This window comes from Methylocaldum sp. GT1BB, from assembly GCF_051027545.1.
Lineage (GTDB): Bacteria > Pseudomonadota > Gammaproteobacteria > Methylococcales > Methylococcaceae > Methylocaldum.
In genome coordinates this window covers 1,907,755-1,926,565 of sequence record NZ_CP194902.1, presented here as the reverse complement: position 1 = coordinate 1,926,565, position 18,811 = coordinate 1,907,755, and the positions used below count along the sequence as shown (strand labels likewise).

Sequence of the window (18,811 nt, the reverse complement as noted above, 5' to 3'; positions counted from 1 at the left end):
TTAAAGTTACGCCGCTTGTGAGGAACTGCCGGTAACCTGCTGCATCAACTCTTGAAACGCGATCTTTTCCTCGGTCACCTTTGCCTTGTCCAATACCAAATCCACCACCTGATCCTCCATGACCACGTTTTCCACTTCGCGAAGCCGCTCCGGCTCGGCGTAGTACCAGCGCACCACGTCTTCCGGGCTCTCATAACTCGCGGCCAGTTCGTCGACGGTCGAACGCACCCGCTTTTGATCCACGACAAGATTATTAGTTTCAATGATCTTCCCGAGGATCAGCGCCAAGGCGACTCTTCGTCTCGCCACTGGCTCTAGCTGCTCCTTCAGCTTGGCTTCATCGAGATCCTGCCGCCTTTTCTGGGCCGCTTGCCGGTAGGGCGCCAACAAATGCTCAAGCTCATCTTGGATTAAGGCGTTGGGCAGAGCAATCGCATTCTTGGCGAACAGAGCATCCATCACCGAGGATTTCGTTCTCGTCTGCAGCGCCCGCTTCATCTCGCGCTCCATGTTAGCGCGGATATCGCTGCGGAAAGCTTCCACGCCACCTTCCTCGATGCCGTAGGATTTTGCGAATTCCGCGTCCACCTCGGGCAATAAGCTTTCTTCGACTTTCAGCGGCTCGATGGCAAATTGCGCCGTGTTGCCGGCCAGCTTTTGGTTGGGGTAGTCGGCCGGAAACGGCAATTCGAATTCGAGCGTCGACCCGGCCACTGCGCCGACCAACTTATCTTCGAATCCTGGAATCATTTGGTTCGTGCCCAGGACAACGGGCAGATTCTCAACTTTTCCGTCGGTAAACGACTCATCGCCGATCTTGCCTTCAAAGGCGATCGTAACACGATCCCCCGTTGCCGCCGCGCGCTCGACCTCTTGCCAGCTCTTCCGCTGCTCTCTGAGACGTTCGATCATGGCATCGATATCCGGCTCGGTCACTTCCGAAACGAACCGCTTGACCTCCAATGTCTCCAACGGCATCAGCACGAACTCCGGCATCACTTCGAAGCTCGCTTCATATTCCAGCCCACTGCCCTCGTCGACTCGGCGAGCGGTGATCTGCGGCACTCCCGCTGGTTTGAGCCTCTCCTCCCGGACGGCTTCATAAAAGCTCGATTGGATCAGATCCGAAAGGACCTCCTCCCGGACCTGCTGTCCATAGCGCTTTTTTACCAGACTTTGAGGCACTTTGCCGGGACGGAAACCGTCGATCTTGACCTTGTTCGCCAAAGTTTTGAGGCGTGAGGCTATTTTTTCCTGGATCTCTTCTTCCGGCACCTGTACGGTCATTTTCCGGCTCAATTCAGATGTCGTTTCGACAGAAACTTGCATGTCGCTGTTACCTCAAGAATGGAAAAAAGTATCGGAGGGACTGGCTCGAAAAGCACAATCGCCTAAATTGCTGGCTGATGCGCCGAACTCTGATATCCGTAATCGGATATTTATGCTAGGAAGCTTGGCTTCTTGGTGCTTACTGAACATTTGGTGCGAATGGAGAGACTCGAACTCTCAAGGGTTGCCCCACTGGAACCTAAATCCAGCGCGTCTACCAATTTCGCCACATTCGCACATAAAATCTGCCCGGATTATACTCCGTTTGCCGAGGAATTTCCGGCTCGGTCCCGCTTCCCTTCAAGATTCGATCCAAAAACTCGCCCCGCCGATCGGATGCAAGCTTTCTATTATAAAACGCGCGAATATTTTTTCATCTGTTCGTTCTTTGGACGCATAGCGGATTTTGCCGTTTTTCGCTTTTTCGTCCGGCCTGTAGTAATAAATATGTTCGGCCAAGGCTATGGATTTAAAGATGGATCAGAAACAGGACAGAGAAGGCGTCGTCAAGTATCGCCTCGATTACACGACGGCTCCGCCGGTAGATTCGGAAATCGTCGCCGAACTGAATGCCTGGCGGACCATCCTCTATCGTCTCGGACTCACCGGGCAGGACTCTCGTCGGTATGACGGCCTGGCCTACGGCAACGTCAGCCTTCGCCGCGGTGAAACCGCCTTCCTTATCAGCGGAACGCAGACCGGCGGCAAGCCCAAGCTCACTAGCGAACATTACTGTCTCGTCACCGGATTCGATCTGGAACAAAACCTCATCATCGCCGAAGGACCGATAGCGCCCTCTTCCGAAGCCCTGACCCATGCTGCGGTTTACCAAAGCGGAAGCGGGATCGATTGCGTACTGCATGTCCACTCGCCCGAATTATGGGAAAAGGCCGAAGCCTTGGCCATTCCCGTGACTGACCGGCAAGTCGGTTACGGCACGCCGGAGATGGCCCATGAGGTCGGGTTTCTGGTTCGAACTTCGAAAAGCCCGGTCATCGCCATGGGTGGCCATGAAGACGGCGTCATCGCGTTCGGCCGCACCGTCGAGGAAACCGCCATATGCCTGATTCGCAGCCTGGCGCAGGCATTAGCCTAAGATCACGACAACGTCGTGAGACCGCCCGTCCGATAGCAAAGGAATTCGTGCCGTTTCCCGTTCGACCGGCACCGGCCGTCCGTCCAGATCCGCACTGAGAACACGCCGAGGCGTTTTATTCGGATTCGTTACCCTGATCGTATAGCGCGTCGGATTGCCCGGATGCCGATAGCGGATCACAAACTCCGGCCACTCGGCCGGTATACAGGGTTTGAGCTCGATGAAAGCGCCCTCCTTCACCCGAAATCCCAAAATCGATTCCAAGGCGACACGGTACATCCAGCCCGCGGACCCCGTGTACCACGTCCAACCGCCGCGGCCCACATGCGGCGGTTCGCCGTAAACGTCGGCGGCGACTACGTAGGGCTCGACCCGGTAAACATCGGTTTGTTCCTGCGTCCGCGCGTGGCTCACCGGGCTGAGCATTTCCAATAGCCGCGCGGCCCGGTCGTTCCGGCCGAGTTCTGCCACGGCGCGCACCACCCAGCACGCGGCATGGGTGTATTGCCCGCCGTTTTCGCGCACGCCGGCCACATAGCCCTTGATGTAGCCCGGGTCATGCGGTGTGTTGACGAAGGGCGGCGTCAATAAACGAATGAGACCATTATGATCGGAGATCAGGTGCTCCTCGACCGCATCCAAAGCTCGATTCGCCCGCTCCGCCGGCGCCGCGCCTGAAATCACCGCCCACGCCTGGGCCAAGGCGTCGATTCGACACTCATCGCCGTGTTTGGTGCCTAAAGGGGTACCGTCGTCATAATAGGCGCGTCGATACCAGTCGCCGTCCCATCCCGCGTCATTGAGCGCCTGGTAAAGATGCTCTCGATAAGCCCGGTAAGCTTCGATCCGCGCCTGGTCGCCGCGCTTCTCGCAGATTGGCAGGAATTCTTCGAGAACGTGGTAAAGAAAGAATCCCATCCACACGCTCTCGCCGCGTCCTTCGCGGCCCACCCGGTTCATGCCGTCGTTCCAGTCGCCCGTGCCCATCAAGGGCAAACCGTGCGCGCCCCGGGTCAGGGAGCGGTCCAGCACTCGACAGCAATGTTCGTAGATGTCCGCAACCTGACCGGCATCGTCGGGTTTCAGATAAGCCTCGTCCTCCCCCTCCGCCAGTAAACGGGCAGTCACAAACGGCGCGGATTCGTCCAGTACGCTCCAATCGCCGGTGTGACGGATATAAAACGCCGTGACATATGGCAGCCAGACCAGATCATCGGAAAATCGGGTGCGCAATCCCCGCTCCAGGGGTTCGGGATGCCACCAGTGAAGCACGTCTCCCTCGACAAACTGATGCGCGGCGTGAAGCAGAATCTGGGCTCGAGTGAGCTCGGGGCGCAGATAGATCAGCGCCGAGGCGTCCTGAAGCTGATCGCGGTAACCGAAGGCGCCTCCGGACTGATAAAACGCGGAGCGCCCCCAGACCCGGCAGCTCAGGTTCTGATATGCCAGCCAGCCGTTGACCATCAGATCGATCTCGGGAGACGGCGTCTCGATTTGGATTCCGGAGACAAAATCGCGCCAAAAACCTTGGGCTTCGGCCAAGGCGTTCTCGATGGCGCCTCCTTGCCGGTATCGCTCGATGATCGAACGGGATTCGTCCTCGGAGAGGGTTTCGCCCAGCAGGAACGCACATTCGAAGGTTTGCCCCGGTTCCAAGTCGATTTGAAGCTGAAGCGCCGCGCACGGATCGAGATTAGCGCCATTCCGTCCATCGAGCGATGCGCGTGCGAGCAAAGCCGCGGGGGCTTCCGGGCTGCCGTTCCGCCCGATGAAGCTCTCCCGATCGGCGGTGAAATACATGGCACCCGGCTGCCCTACCGCCGCCGCGAAGGCGACGCCGTCGGAAAACTCTCCGGCTTGGCGATTGATAGCGAACAGCGTCGACGTCTCCGGATCATGGCGGGTGATCACGAACCGGCTGCTGTCGGACGGCGTTCCGCCCAGAATTAAGCGCTGGTATGAAAACAGCGACAAGCGGCGGCGGCTAGCGCCCCCATTCGTCAGACGCCATCGGAAAATTTTGACCGGATCGTGGCGGGCCGCAAACAGTACGACGTCCTGATCCAAACCATCGTAGGTGCTGGTAAACCGGCTGTACCCGAACCCGTGGCGCGCCTCGTAAGCGGCGGGTGCCGAACAAGGCCCCGGCAAGGGAGACCAGAACGCGCCGGTTTCCTCGTCCCGGAGATATAACGCTTCGCCGAACGAATCGCTGACGGGATCGTTGAACCAAGGCGTCAACCGATGCTCGCGGCTGTTCCGATACCAGGTATATCCCGCTCCCCGCTCGCTGACCAGAAAGCCGAAGTGTTCATTGGCGACTACGTTGATCCATGGAAGAGGCGGCCCTTGCAACTCGCCGTCGGTCAAATCCAAACGAACCACGTACTCGGTGCCGTCCGCGGCAAAACCGCCATATCCGTTGAAAAATCGAAGCGCTTCGAGCCCGGCCTTGAGTTTCGGCGTCTCCGGCGGCAAAAGGGCGCGCCGCGCTCTCGCGCTTGGAACCGGAAGCTCCGATCGAAGCGACGGTGCGTTTTCATCGACCACCAGGCGCGCAACGGCGAGCAGCAAATCGAGATCGGCCGGCGCAATGTCTTTTTCCGCGCGAATAAAGATGTCCTGATCAAGCCCGCCCAACCCACCGAAGTCGGCCCCCTTGTCCGGACTCAAGATCATCAGCGCGAAACGTAAGCCTTTCGCCAGCCAATAGCGCTGCGCCTTGATGAGTTCGGCAACCCGTGAATCCTCGCGACTGTCACTGGCCCGTACCAGAACGATCGGCCGGTAGAACGGCAAGCCGTAGCGGTCGAGCCGCACAAGAGGACCGCAGGCGCTCCGCAGCACCGACTCCGGAGCCCGAAGCTTCGGATCGCCGTAAAGCAACGCACCGGCGAGGGATTGAAAAAACTCCGCCTCCGTTCCGGTCATGTCGAGCCGCCGGACGAGTTCCCGCTCGCCTTCGGCGGCGCGGGCGTAGATAGTATTTATCGCTTTTTCCGCCGAGCAACGCTCGATGAGCTTCAGCGCCTGCGTCCTGTCTTCGGCCGCGCCGAACAGAAACACCACATCTCCCTGCGTGTTGGGAGCAAGTTCCAAGCAGCGCCGCAGAGCGAAAACCGGGTCGAGCACGTTGCCGATCCCGCCGGACAGCGGCTGTGTTTCACGAAGCGCCTGCGGCTCCGCCGGCGTCCGGTTCCGGCCGAGGAAGCGCATCCGGTCGGTCTCGTACTCCAATTCACCCGGCCCGAACGCCGCGCCGACCAACCACGGATAAACCTCATGAGCGCTGCGCGGCCTGCGACGAGCGAGCAGCGCTTCTCGTTCCGCCACGAACTCGGTTTGCACGAACAACTTGGAGAAAGCCGGGTGCGCCGCATCGGCCGCAGGATGATTCAGGACCACTTCGAGATAGCTCGTGATTTCGATCCGTCTGGGCCGATTCGAACGATTTCGCAGCGTGACTCGGCGCAGCTCCAGATCGTCGTCCGGGCTGACGCACACATCCAAAACGGCCTCGATACCGCTGTTCTCGCACTGAAGCCTAAACCGGCCCGGCTCGTAACGAGCGGTCCGTGCATCGGCTTCCATCCCCGTCGGCTGCAAACCGAGCGACCACCAGTCTTCGCTATCCAAATCCCGGAGGTAAATGAACCATCCCTCGCCGTCTTCGACGCGGTCTCCGCTCCAGCGGGACAGCGCGTGGCCGCCAAGCATCGAAAACCCGGTGCCGGCCGATGTCAGCAATACCGTGTAGCGTCCGTTGGACAGAAGGCGCGACGCCGGGACCGAATCGTTCGGTCGATCGAGACCGGCCTGGTTAGGATCGAAGCTCATGCGGACTCCTTAGGTCAAAAATCGAAATCAATTGGCTTGCTGCGTAATTGCCGCCCCGTAGTTCACCGTCGCTTCCGCCGGAAACTCGCCGATCACCGCTTGATCGGCGGTAAACGTATCGACCGGTTTTCCGTTGACGGTAAGCGACCGGATGGGCTGGTCGGCGGGTGCCTTGAGAACGATCTTGCCTGGAGGCAGGGCGAGATCGCCGGAGAGCACGAGCCGCAATTTATCGGGTTCTTCCTGGCGCAAGGTATAGTTCAAGGTTCCATACCACGTGGGCAAACGCTTCACGCCCACATCGCCGCCACCCTCCAGCCACGCTTTCGGAATTCCTGCCGCCAGAACCAATGCTTGATCGCTTTCACGTTCATACGCGTACAGAGCGCGCATCGCCCGCACGAATTCCGCCCCGATCCAGGCATGGGGCATATCGCCTATGAACTTGGGATGCTTGGGATCGCGCCAGACGACCTCCGCCCAGTGATTCCAGTCGGCGGGACGTTGATCCTTGAGCAGAAAATTCAACAGCTCCAGCGCCTGCTCGCGCCGCCCCATACGGACCAGCGCTTCTACGGTACGCACTTCGTACGGCGTGTAAGCGATCCATTCCAGCTTGTCGTCGCGCCGCTTGTTGAAATAGTCGTAGAAATTGTCGAAGGTCTTGTTCAGCGCCTCTATCGGAAGATTGGTCTGCTCGCCGCCGACCGCGACCGCCATGGCCGTGGCGGTGGCGTCGAAATCGCCCAGCTCCGCCGAACCCGGCATGAAGGCGATCTTGTGCTTGGCCATGGTGCGCTTGATGGATTGGTACAGGTCGCTGCGAAAATCGTCCCGCAAAGCGTCAAAATGCGCGGCATTGTTTTCGTCCATGACCAGCACGGCCAAGTCGGCGGCATCCTTGAGCCCGCGCAAGGTCCAAAAGCCGTCCCAGTAGGAGTGTACCGGATGGGCGCTGTAACCTTCGTGACTGATGGATTCGGGCATCATGCCGAAAAACATCGATTTATCGGAGGACTTGTACTCTTCGCTCTTCCGTTGATTGCGCAACTGCTCGATATAGTGCACCGATTTCACGATCGTCGGCCACATCTCGTATACAAAACCGATATCGCGCGTGTAACGGTAGTATTCGGCGACAACGTAAATGAACTCGCCGTGGCTGTCGTTCTCGGGGACGCTATCGGGCCCCCTGTGATCGACGCAGCAGGGAATCTTCCCGTTGGGAAACTGGAACCCGGCATACCATTCGATGAAGTGCCGTACTTCTTCGGTATACCCCATGCCGAGCAAGGCGGCGGACATCAAGGCCGCGTCGCGAATCCAGGAGCGGGCGTAGGAGCGAGAACCGGGATAAAGCGCGGCGCCGTCCCGGTTGATGAAGATATAGGCCAGATTGCTCCTCACCGTATCCCGAAGCTTTTGCGCCTCGGGCGGAACGATCAGATCGGCGCGGACGATCTTGGCCTCCCAGAAGTTGACGGCATCCCGAAACCGGGCCCGACCGAAGGCACTGCCGTTCCCCTCCACTATATTCGCCGCCTCCAGAATGGCCTCCGGATTCTGATACGGAATCGCCAGATAAATCTCCCGCGACGCGCCGGGAGGCAAATCCAGCTCGTATTCCAAGGCGGCGGACGCATAGCCGAAGGGGTCGTGAGCTTCGGTCTGCTGCGGCACTTTGCCTTCCATCAAGAAATCGGTAATCGAACCTTGGTCGAAGGTCGTCGCACCAAAGTGATGAGGCGGGGTCAAGGGGATTACCGAGCGATTCTCGTCGACCCGGATGATTCGCCCGTCCAGCGCGATATCGTGGATTTGCGCAACGCCCCCCACCATATTCAAGGCCTGCCAGGGCGGATTGACTTGAAACGGACGGATCGCGAGCAAGAGCTTCAACTGCTCACGCTCGCTGCCGTTGTTCTCCACCCGATAGCGCGCATAAAGCGCCTGCCCGGGCTTGCTGGCGGCGAAAGCCGTCGTCTTCATTTCGACCGAATCGGACCGCCAGGTCACCGAGGGCACGGGCAAATAACCGCGCTCGAGCTCCTGTACCGGAAACACGTCGTTCCAGGTAACGAGCTTGCCTTTGGTGTATAAGAAGGGTTCGATGGAAAATGCGTTCTTATCCACTTCCAGCGCCCCTTCCTCGTTCAGCAAACCCTCCTTGTCGCTGCCGTTGGCGCCGATGACGGTGAAATAACTTTGCTCGCCGTAAAAATATTTCGGGTAGATACCGCGGGGCGCTTCACGGGCAATGGTTTCGAAAAATGCGTTCGGCGAGGCGGAAAAGTCGAACGGTTTTATGGTCAGCGAGCTGATGCCGTATCCCCGGCCGCGGCTGCTTTTCTGCAACTCCAGCCGCAAATAGCGGGATTCGGCGTCGGGCATATAAATGTAATCGCGGCGCCCGTTGCCCAGACTGACCGTGTACACCGGCTGCCATAGCTTGCCGTCTTGGGAAATCCGAACCTGATAAGCGGTGGCGTAATCGTCGCGGTCCCACTCGATGATCAAGCCGCCATATTCGCGGCGCTTCAGAAAATCGACCTGCAGCCACTGGCTTTCCGCGAGCGCGCCGCTTTGCCATGAGGTTTCGGGCTTCGCGTCCAGCACCGACTCCGGGTCGTGATCCTTGGCGGTGGTCGAGGCCGTGACTTTGGGCGTGAGATTGTAGGCGGTAATCGGCTCGCGCTTCTCGAAGCGGAAATCGTCGAGCCAAATCGATCCCTTGCCGCCGGTGCTCGACGTGATCGAGAACTCGACGAATCCAACCTGCTTGAGTGGCGTATTGGACGGTCCCCACGCGAAGTCGAACATACGTTTTTTCACGCGGTACTGTTGCCAGTCCACCGGCAACTTGAAATCGAAGCGCCGTCGCCACCAGACGTTATCCCCGGAGGGGTCGATGATCTTAAACTCGACATTGTTGGCCGGCGCTTCCGCCCGCGTATAAAACGTGAATGCGTAATTTTCGGGCAGCGGGATGGAGAACTTCTTGCGCACGGTAACAAAGCCCGTACCGCCCCTGAAATCGAAATCGAGGCGTAGACCCATGCCGGTCCGGCCGGTATCCTGAGCCAATTCCACATGAGTGCCTTCCGCGGCCACGGCGGTCCAGCCGCTCAGCGTTTCGAAATCGTCCAAAATCACTGCTGCGGAATTCGCCGCCCGCGCCAAACCGAACCCCACCAGACATGCCAAGCCCAACAAGAGCTTGATCAGTTTTCGTCTATTCATTTCTATCAATCGGAAAAGCAGGTCTTCTCTATATAGACAAGCTTCGAGACCTTCTTGACGAGAGCGTAAGCCTGATCCGCTCGGCCAGGCAAGCATGGAGGTCCCCGGAATATCGTTGATCAAGCGGCGGGCATCTCCCCACGGATAAGAAAATCGGTTTTAATCCTCAAGCTTTGCTCTCCGACTCGATACACATAACGCCGATGCACTCCGTCCGCCACTGGCTTCCCTCGCCTTTTCTGCGCTATTCCGCGGCTTTTCAAGTCATCGGCGGGTCCGCCGCGCTTCTTGCGCCCGATGGATCGACGCTGCTCGTCGAGGCCCTCGCAGCCAATCACGCGATCGTATTCGGCGCGAGCTTTTGGCCTACCAGCCCGCTGCTCGGCCCGAACCTCACCCGGCTCCCCGCCGAACGAGCGGAACGCAAGGAAATCGCACTGACCTTCGACGACGGACCCGACATCGAGACCACGCCGAAAGTGCTCGATCTGTTGGATCGTTACCAAGCCAAAGCCAGCTTTTTTTGCATCGCCGCCAGAGCCGAAAAGTATCCGGAACTGGTTCGCGACATCGTATCGCGAGGCCATCGCATCGAAAATCACACATACCGCCATGCGCATACCTTCGCCTTGAGCGCCGTCGGCGGTTTCAAGGCGGAAATCGGGCGAGCGCAAGCGGCGTTAACAGCTCTCACGGGCGCCTCACCGCGCTACTTCCGGGCCCCCGTCGGCATGCGCAACCCGTGGCTGCAACCCGTGCTGAGCAGCTTGGATCTGACCTTGGTTTCATGGACACGCCGTGGCTACGATGCCGTGTTCGGCGACCCTCAAAAGATCGTGCGGCGTTTGTCCAAAAACCTCCGCGGCGGAGATATTTTGCTGCTGCACGATGGCTCTTCGGCCCGCGACCGGAACGGCCGCCCCGTCGTACTGGAAGCCTTGCCGAGATTGCTGGACGAAGTCGCTCGGCTGAACCTGATTCCCGTTCCGCTATGACGACTCCAAGCTTTAAAAAGCTGTTACCCACATAGAAGTTTCGGGATCGACGCTAACTTAATGTGAACGATTGTTGCCCTGAACGCGGATCCTTTGCACAATCGATCTGGGGGGATAAAGGATCGTCGGAACAGCGATTCGTGCTTAGCGTCCTCTTGGGATTTTCCGTCAACCAACAAAAAGAGAAAAAACAATGAGACTCAAACCCGTACTCGTCGCCTTATTCGTCGCCGCTTTCGTTCTCCTGGCCGGTTGCCGGACTTCTCCGGTATACAACGTCTACGACGCGCCGGTCATGGTGACGGGCAACAAGCCTTATACCGCCGAGGACGTCGAGAAAGCCATCATTCGGGCAGGTGCCGGACTCGGCTGGCAGGTCAGAAAAGTAAAGCCGGGACAGCTCATCGGAACGCTGTTCATCCGCTCCCATATGGCGGAAGTGGACATCACCTACAGCAAGGACAAATACAATATCCGCTACAAGAACAGCAACAACCTGAACTACGACGGCACCAAGATTCACAGCAATTACAACGGCTGGATTCAGAATTTCGATAATGCCATCAAGCGCGAGCTGTTGAGCATTTAAAAACGCGCAGTGATCGTCGATTTCGGCCATTTGGCCGAACAAACCGCCCGCCGCTATCGGGCGGCGGGCCGCTTCACCGAAGGATTCGTGCGCGGCAAGCTGCGGCACGATCCCGTGTACGCCTATCTCCTTTCCAATCCCGATTGGCTTCCCCGAAGCGGCGCGATTCTCGATCTCGGCTGCGGGAGAGGCATTCTCATGAGCCTATTGTCGGAAGCTCGGAGACTCGATCTGATTCCGCTGAGCAACGCGCAATTTTTCGGCATCGATCTGCGTCCGAACGACGTAGCCGCCGCCAGGCTGGCCTTGGGCGACGAGGCGGAAATCGCCGTCGCCGACGTGCGCTCGGCAGCCTTGCCCGCCTGCCGAGCGGCTGTCCTGCTGGACCTTCTGCTTTATCTCGCGGCGGACGAACAGGAGGCGCTGCTCGAGCGAATAGCGGACGTACTGCCCGATGGCGGTGCGCTGGTCATGCGGGAGGCGGATGCCGGTTCAGGCCTAAGTTTTCAAGCCACCCGAACCGCAGAGCGGCTGTGCGCGCTGGCGCGGGGCCATGTTCGGCAACGCTATCATTACCGCAGCGAGACGGAATGGAAAGGCTTGCTCGAAGCCTTGGGATTTTTCGTGGAGACCGTTCCGATGAGCGAAGGCACGCCGTTTGCCAACGTGCTTTTCATCGCCCGGCGCCGCAATCCGTCGCTTACGGCAGATTGACCAGCCGCGGCGGCTCCCACGCCGGATCGCGGTGCTCGGCGACAACCGTGGTGTAGATACCTCCACGTACATTGAAGCGGGCGGTCACGCGCATGAAGTTCGGAGCGCAGGCACTGACGAGATCATCGAGAATTCGATTGGTCACCGCTTCGTGGAACGCGCCCTCCTCGCGGAAAGACCAGATATAAAGCTTGAGCGATTTGAGCTCCACGCACGATCGGTTCGGCACGTACTCGATCAGAATGGTGGCGAAGTCCGGCTGGCCGGTTTTGGGGCACAAGCAGGTAAACTCCGGAATCTCGATGCGGATAGTGTAATTGCGGCCGGGTTGCGGATTATCGAAGGTTTCGAGGTCTTTGCTAGGTATTGATGGCATAGGAGAACGGTAAAGGATCTTCAGAAATGCGCGATGCGCAGTAGTGGCGGAACACAGACAGGACATAAACAAGTACGGAATGACGCCGTGACTTAGTCCGCTATAATAGCGCCCGGTTCCATTACAAACCAGACTAACGGACTTGCCCGCCATCGCGCCCACCATCATTTTCCTGCTGTCGTCTCGTACTGCAAAACTCATTTACACCCTCTGATGCGGCTGGACAAGATCAAACTCGCGGGCTTCAAGTCCTTCGTCGACCCCACGCCGATTCCGCTTCCCGGCAATCTGGTGGGCATCGTCGGACCGAACGGCTGCGGCAAATCGAACATCATCGACGCGGTGCGCTGGGTGATGGGCGAGAGCTCGGCCAAGCATCTCCGCGGCGACACCATGGCCGACGTGATCTTCAACGGGTCCAGCACCCGCAAGCCGGTGGGCATGGCCTCGGTGGAACTGATCTTCGACAACAGCGAAGGCAAGGCGCCGGGCGAATTCGCCAGATACCCGGAAATTTCCATCAAGCGCCAGGTCACGCGGGACGGGCAATCGACCTACCTCTTGAACGGCACCCGCTGCCGCCGCAAGGACATCACCGACCTGTTCCTCGGCACCGGGCTCGGCTCCCGCAGCTACGCCATCATCGAGCAAGGCACCATCTCCCGGCTGATCGAAGCCAAGCCCGACGAACTGCGGGAGATCATCGAGGAAGCGGCGGGCATTTCGAAGTACAAGGAAAGGCGTCACGAAACCGAACTCCGCATGGGTCACACCCAGGAAAACCTAGACCGGCTGCAGGATCTGCGCGACGAGGTGGCGAAACAACTGGACAATCTCCGGCGGCAGGCGAGAAAGGCCGAAAAGTACACGGGCCTCAAGCAGGAGGAGCGGCGCTACAGAGAGCAACTGCTCGCCATCCGCTGGCGCAAATACGACGAGCTCCTGCGCGATCATCAAAAGTCCCTGGCAACATCCGAACAGCTGTTCCGACAACTGGTCAGCGAAGGCAACGGCTTGAACGAAACGCTGGAGCAATATCGAGACCAGCACGAAGCGCTGCAACACCAACTCGGCGAGCATCAAGGCCGCTTTTACGAGCTGGGCTCCGAAGTCAGCCGGCTCGACCAGGCGATCAAGCACGCGCACAAGACGCGCGAAACCCTGCGTCAGGAACAAACCCGGCTCCAAGGGGAAAAAGAACAGGCGCTGCGCGACCTGGAAAACGATCGACACCAACTCGAAGCCGTGCGGGAAGAGCTCGCGTCAGTCGAGACCGACCTTGATCGGGGTTTGGCCGCCGAAATCGAAGCGGTCAAACACCGAGACGAATCGGACCGGGCGCTCAGAAACCTGCGCCAGGCCTTCGAATCGCTGAGCGGCGAAATCAACCGTTGCAAAGGCCAGGCTGAGCTTCAGAAATCGCGGCTCAAGCAACTGGAACAACAGGAGCGACAATTCCAGTCCCGGCGGGAGCGGCTGGAAACCGAGCGCGACGAGCTCGAAGACACGCTGCAAACCGAGGGCCTGGAAGCGCTGCAACAGGATCTGGCGGAACTCGAAGCCGAACGCGCGGCGCTGCACGAGCAGCTGCAAAGCCTGGTCGAACGAATTCAGCAGGAACGCCAGCGGGCCAAAGCCTGCCAGGACGAACTGAACGCCGGCCGTGCCGAAGTGCATGCCATACAGGGCCAGATCAGCTCGCTGGAAACGCTGCAACAGCACGCCATGGGCAAGGACCGCGCCGCAGTCAGGACATGGCTGGCCGAACGCGATCTCGATCGTGCCGGGCGCCTGGCCGAACACCTGGACGTGCGTTCCGGCTGGGAGACGGCGGTCGAAAGTGTCCTCGGCAGCCATCTCGAAGCCCTGTGCGTCGAGGGACCGGCCGTCTATTGGCCGCATCTGGACAAACTTCCCGGCGAGTCGCTGAGCTTCTTCGAAACCCACTCGCCGAATGGGGCTGCCACGCCGGCCGCAGAAAAACTCATCGGACAAGTGCAATCGCCCTGGGATCTCGGTCCGCTGCTCGGTGCCGTATATTGCGCGGAAAATCTTGCGGCAGCGAAAACCTTGAGCGAGCGGCTGGCGGACCACGAATCGGTGGTGACTCCGGACGGCATCCGCCTCGGCCGGGGCTGGCTGGCCGTCCACAAGCCGGAGGACGGAAAGGCCGGCATGATCAAGCGGGAGCGCGACCTGCGGGAACTCAAGACCCGGCGCGACAGCCTGCTCGAAAGAAGCCGGATACTGGAGCACGATCTCGCGCAAGCCGATCAAGCAGTGAAGGATGCGGAGCACGAGCGCGAGCGCCTGCAGTCTCAGGAGCGTACTTTGGGCGCCGATCAAACCCGTCTCAAGGCCGAGTTGAGCGCCGCCACGGCACGCTGCGAGCAGGCTGCGAAGCGTCTCCGGCAGCTCGAATACGAGCTGGACGATCTGGAAGAACACCAGTCTCAAATCGTCGAAGAAACCGCCGAGGCCAAGACTGCCTTGCTCGAGGCGGAAGAACGGCTTGCCGAGCTGGAACCGAAAACCGCGGATCATGCCGCCCGGCGGGAGGCGCTGGAAAATGTTCTCGGCAACGCCGATGCGTCCTTGAAAGCGGCGCGCGACCGGGTCCACGAACTCAAAACCCGTCTCGAAACCCTGAAGTCGGCTGAAGGTTTAACCCGAAAACACCTTGAGCGGGCCCAAAATCAGTACGACCAGTCCCTGGGACGGCTGGAAACCGTCAGCGCACAGATGAACGAAGCAGAAACACCGGTCGAGGACGAACAAGCCCGGTTGGAAGAACTGCTGGAGCAGCGCGTCGAGGTCGAGCGGACACTGTCGGATTTACGCAAGCGCGTCGGCGACCTGGAAGCCGAAATTCGCCGCGTCGACCAAGCTCGGGTCCGTAATCAGAGGGACTTGGACGGCCTCAAACAGCGCCTCGAACAGACCAAGCTGGAACTCCAGGCCAACGAAGTGCGCCGACAGACGGTGCAGGAGCAATTCGATGAACTGGGCGCGGAACCGGACGCGGTTTTAGCCGAATTGCCCGAGGACGCGGATGAAAAGATCTGGCAGAAGCGAGTCGCCGAACTGGGGGAAGAAATCATCAGGCTCGGCGCGGTCAATCTGACGGCGATGGAAGAATACCTGGCGCAAGAAGAACGCATGAAGTTTCTCGATCAGCAGCACCAGGATCTGATCGAATCGCTGACCACGTTGAGAGAAGCCATCGAGAAAATCGATCGGGAATGCCGAGCCCGCTTCAAAGAGACCTTCGACAAGGTGAATGCCGGCCTGCAACGCATGTTTCCCAAGCTGTTCGGCGGAGGCCAGGCATCCCTGGACCTCACCGAACGCGATTTGCTGGAATCCGGCGTCAGCATCATGGCGCGGCCGCCCGGCAAGCGGAACAGCTCGATCCACCTGCTATCGGGCGGCGAAAAAGCGCTCACGGCGGTAGCGCTGGTGTTCGCCATCTTCGAGCTCAACCCGGCGCCCTTCTGCCTGCTCGATGAAGTGGACGCTCCGCTGGACGACGCCAACGTCGGCCGTTTCAGCCAGTTGGTCAAAGAAATGTCCGAAAAGGTACAATTCCTGTTTATTTCGCATAACAAAGTGACGATGGAAATCGCCCAGCATCTGGCCGGCGTTACCATGAAAGAACCCGGCGTGTCCCGCATCGTCGCGGTCGATATCGACGCGGCGGTGGAAATGTCGGCGGTTTGAGTTCCTGTGCCGTGTGCGGGCCGGTTTTCCGCACGAGATAACTTGGCCGCCATTGGCGGCTTCCTTGTTTGCAGGCTGTCAAGTGCCTTTGAGGAAAGGAGATGGATAGAGATACCGTACGTTTGGTCCTGCTGGTGATCGGCGTCATCGTCATCGCCGGCATCTATGTCTGGGGACGCCACAAGCAAAAAGTCCTGGATTTTCTACAACGGCGCGGCGAGTTCGACGAACTGGATTTCGACCCTTCGATCGATAAGGAGTCGCCTGATTACGATGAGGAAGAATTCGAAAGCGTTCGCGTCCTGAATCGAAACGAGCGGCATTTTGCCGATAATGAATTCGATTTCGAAGACGAGGCGGAAGACGTGATCGAGGCGCCGCAGGAACCGCCGCGAACAACGCAGAGAGAAGCGGACAGAACCGCCGCTTTGGGCGCCCCGTTTCTGATACAACTCAGCGTGGTGGCGGGAGACGAGTTCGTTTTTGCGGGTGACGAACTCAAGAATGCTCTGTTGGACCTCGACCTGGTCCATGGCGAGATGGGCATCTTTCACCGTTATGACCGCGAATTCCGCAAACCTCTGTTCAGCGTGGCCAGCCTCGTGAAACCCGGCACCTTCCCCGTCGATGACATGGCGTCGTTCGAGTGCCCCGGCGTGGTCCTGTTCTTTCAACCCGCCACGGTCGACGATCCCTTGGGCGTGTTCGACGATTTGGTCAACACTTGCCATGAGCTGGCCGTTCGATTGGACGGGATCGAGTGGGACGACGCCCGCCGTCCGCTGACCGGGGAAAAAATCGCCCAGATGCGCAACCGCCTGGAAGAAGCTTACGAGTAGCCGTGAACGCGCCGGAAGAGATTAAACGTCGCGCGGACGAATTGCGCAAAGAAATCGAATTCCACAATCTGCGCTACTATCAGCTCGATTCGCCGCTGATTTCCGACGCCGAGTACGACCGCCTGATGCAGGAGCTCTTGGCGATCGAGCACCAGTATCCGGAACTTGCCACCCCCGATTCCCCGACACAGCGGGTCGGCGCTCCGCCGGTCGCAGCATTTGCCGCGGTACGCCACGAAATCCCCATGCTGTCGCTGGACAACGCCTTCAGCGACGAGGACGCCGAGGATTTCCATCGCCGCGTGAGTCAGCGGCTCGGACGCAACGACATCGGCTACTTGGTGGAACCCAAGCTCGACGGCCTCGCGGTCAGCCTCATCTACGACAAGGGCGTCCTGGTTTGCGGGGCCACGCGCGGCGACGGTCAGACCGGCGAGGACATCACTCACAACGTCCGCACGATCCGCGACATTCCGCTGCGGCTCAGGGACAGCGGCTGGCCGGAACGCTTCGAAGTGCGGGGCGAAGTGTTCATGCCGAAAAAGGGTTTTCTCGCCTTGAACGAGCGGGCGCGGCAAAACGGCGACAAGGTCTTCGTCAACCCGCGGAATGCCGCCGCCGGAAGCCTCCGCCAACTCGACCCAAAGATTACCGCCTCACGCCGCCTCTGCTTCTTTTCTTACGGCTATGGCATCTTTCCGAGCGACCAGCTGCCGGATACCCAGAAAGAGTTGATGGACCGGTTCAAGTCCTGGGGCATTCCCGTCAGTCCGGAACTACACGTGGTCCAAGGCATAGCCGGCTGTCTTGCTTACTATCGGGACCTCTTGGCCCGGCGGCACGATCTCCCCTACGAAATCGACGGCGTGGTTTACAAAGTGGACCGTCTGGCGGACCGGAGCGCATTAGGTTTCGTCGCTCGCGCGCCGCGTTGGGCCATCGCCCATAAATTCCCCGCGGAAGAAGCCACCACCAAAGTCATCGCCATTGAGGTTCAAGTGGGACGCACCGGCGCCCTGACCCCGGTGGCGCGGCTCGAACCCGTTTTCGTCGGCGGCGTCACCGTAACCAATGCGACGCTGCACAATGCGGATGAAGTGCACAGGCGGGATATTCGGGCCGGCGATACCGTCGTCGTCCGGCGCGCCGGCGACGTAATCCCGGAAGTGGTGAAAAGCCTGCCGGAACTCCGCCCGGCCGACGCCCCGGTCTTCCAAATGCCTAGCCACTGCCCCGTGTGCGGCGCGGAGGTGGAATTGGAGCCCGGCGAAGCCATCGCCCGTTGCAGCGGCGGCCTCTTTTGCCCCGCGCAGCACAAGGAATCCATCAAGCATTTCGCCTCGCGCCGCGCCATGGACATCGACGGCCTGGGCGACAAGCTGGTCGATCAGATTCTCGAAAACAAGCTGATCGAGACGGTCGCCGATCTCTACCGACTGACCGCGGAACAGCTGGCGGCACTGGAGCGCATGGGGCGAAAATCGGCGGAGAACCTGATCAATGCGCTGGAACGGAGCAAGCATACTACCCTGTCCCGCTTCCTTTTTGCGCTGGGCATTCGGGAAGTCGGCGAAGTCACGGCGCACACCTTGGCGGCTCACTTTCGCACCCTCGACAACATCGTGGCCGCGGACGAGGAAGAACTGCAGAATGTTCCCGACATAGGCCCTTCCGTGGCCCATCATATCCATACCTTCTTCCGGCAAGCGCACAATGTCGGGGTGGTCCGAGCTCTGCTCGATGCCGGGGTGCATTGGGAAGAAGTCGCGGAGGTAAAAACCGAGCAACCGCTCCAGGGCCGAACCTTCGTCATCACCGGCACGCTGTCCTCCATGAGTCGAGAGGAAGCAAAAGCCAGGCTTCAGGCTCTAGGCGGCAAGGTCACCGGTAGCGTGTCCAAGAACACCAGCTACGTGATAGCCGGAGCCGATCCCGGCTCGAAACTGGCTAAGGCCCAGGAACTCGGTGTCGAGGTATTGGACGAAGCGGCGTTTCTGGACTTGGTAGGAAATTAAGGACGTAGGCGGATCAGGTTTAACCGGTCCGCGAACGGTCGATTTTTGCTCGGTCCGCCGT

At 59.6% G+C, this 18,811-nt stretch carries 11 protein-coding genes and 1 tRNA gene; 7 read left to right on the top strand and 5 right to left on the bottom strand.

Annotation, left to right across the window (positions count from 1 at the left end):
- Positions 1-6: 6 nt before the first annotated feature.
- Together tig and ACR2TX_RS09935 are read right to left on the bottom strand one after the other, a co-directional pair.
- A complete protein-coding gene (tig, locus tag ACR2TX_RS09940) occupies positions 7-1,329 on the bottom strand; it encodes a trigger factor (protein WP_077731464.1) in 1,323 nt (440 codons plus the stop codon).
- 151 nt (positions 1,330-1,480) lie between these two features.
- Positions 1,481-1,565: transfer RNA gene (locus ACR2TX_RS09935), tRNA-Leu, on the bottom strand.
- A gap of 239 nt (positions 1,566-1,804) precedes the next feature.
- Between ACR2TX_RS09935 and ACR2TX_RS09930 the strand changes: the two genes are divergently transcribed.
- Positions 1,805-2,425, top strand: coding sequence for a class II aldolase/adducin family protein (locus tag ACR2TX_RS09930; protein ID WP_347257256.1), 621 nt, complete (start codon positions 1,805-1,807; stop codon positions 2,423-2,425).
- Here ACR2TX_RS09930 and ACR2TX_RS09925 read toward each other — a convergent pair.
- Together ACR2TX_RS09925 and ACR2TX_RS09920 are read right to left on the bottom strand one after the other, a co-directional pair.
- Positions 2,417-6,262 (bottom strand): GH36-type glycosyl hydrolase domain-containing protein, encoded by a 3,846-nt coding sequence (locus ACR2TX_RS09925; RefSeq protein WP_434132015.1) that lies wholly within the window; start codon positions 6,260-6,262, stop codon positions 2,417-2,419. The two genes, ACR2TX_RS09930 and ACR2TX_RS09925, sit on opposite strands and share 9 nt — an antisense overlap.
- A gap of 27 nt (positions 6,263-6,289) precedes the next feature.
- A complete protein-coding gene (locus ACR2TX_RS09920) occupies positions 6,290-9,502 on the bottom strand; it encodes a discoidin domain-containing protein (RefSeq protein ID WP_347257258.1) in 3,213 nt (1,070 codons plus the stop codon).
- A gap of 203 nt (positions 9,503-9,705) precedes the next feature.
- Between ACR2TX_RS09920 and ACR2TX_RS09915 the strand changes: the two genes are divergently transcribed.
- From ACR2TX_RS09915 to ACR2TX_RS09905, 3 genes are all read left to right on the top strand, one after another.
- On the top strand, positions 9,706-10,497 hold the full coding sequence (locus ACR2TX_RS09915; RefSeq protein WP_086135094.1) for a polysaccharide deacetylase family protein: 792 nt from the start codon (positions 9,706-9,708) through the stop codon (positions 10,495-10,497).
- 193 nt (positions 10,498-10,690) lie between these two features.
- Positions 10,691-11,086 (top strand): hypothetical protein, encoded by a 396-nt coding sequence (locus tag ACR2TX_RS09910; protein ID WP_077731460.1) that lies wholly within the window; start codon positions 10,691-10,693, stop codon positions 11,084-11,086.
- Between the two features lie 9 nt (positions 11,087-11,095).
- A complete protein-coding gene (locus tag ACR2TX_RS09905; RefSeq protein WP_077731459.1) occupies positions 11,096-11,800 on the top strand; it encodes a methyltransferase domain-containing protein in 705 nt (234 codons plus the stop codon).
- Here the strand turns inward: ACR2TX_RS09905 and queF are convergent.
- Positions 11,787-12,176: a preQ(1) synthase gene (queF, locus tag ACR2TX_RS09900; protein ID WP_077731487.1), complete on the bottom strand. Its 390-nt coding sequence runs from the start codon at positions 12,174-12,176 to the stop codon at positions 11,787-11,789. The two genes, ACR2TX_RS09905 and queF, sit on opposite strands and share 14 nt — an antisense overlap.
- Positions 12,177-12,389: 213 nt before the next feature.
- Between queF and smc the strand changes: the two genes are divergently transcribed.
- The 3 genes from smc (at position 12,390) to ligA (ending at position 18,750) form a co-directional block, all read left to right on the top strand.
- The gene (gene smc, locus ACR2TX_RS09895; RefSeq protein ID WP_077731458.1) at positions 12,390-15,896 is read left to right on the top strand and encodes a chromosome segregation protein SMC; all 3,507 of its coding nucleotides are present in this window, start codon (positions 12,390-12,392) and stop codon (positions 15,894-15,896) included.
- Positions 15,897-15,997: 101 nt separating this feature from the next.
- Complete coding sequence (locus ACR2TX_RS09890; RefSeq protein ID WP_434132012.1) at positions 15,998-16,735, top strand: cell division protein ZipA C-terminal FtsZ-binding domain-containing protein; 738 nt, start codon at positions 15,998-16,000, stop codon at positions 16,733-16,735.
- 2 nt (positions 16,736-16,737) lie between these two features.
- On the top strand, positions 16,738-18,750 hold the full coding sequence (gene ligA / locus ACR2TX_RS09885; protein ID WP_077731456.1) for an NAD-dependent DNA ligase LigA: 2,013 nt from the start codon (positions 16,738-16,740) through the stop codon (positions 18,748-18,750).
- Positions 18,751-18,811: the final 61 nt, after the last annotated feature.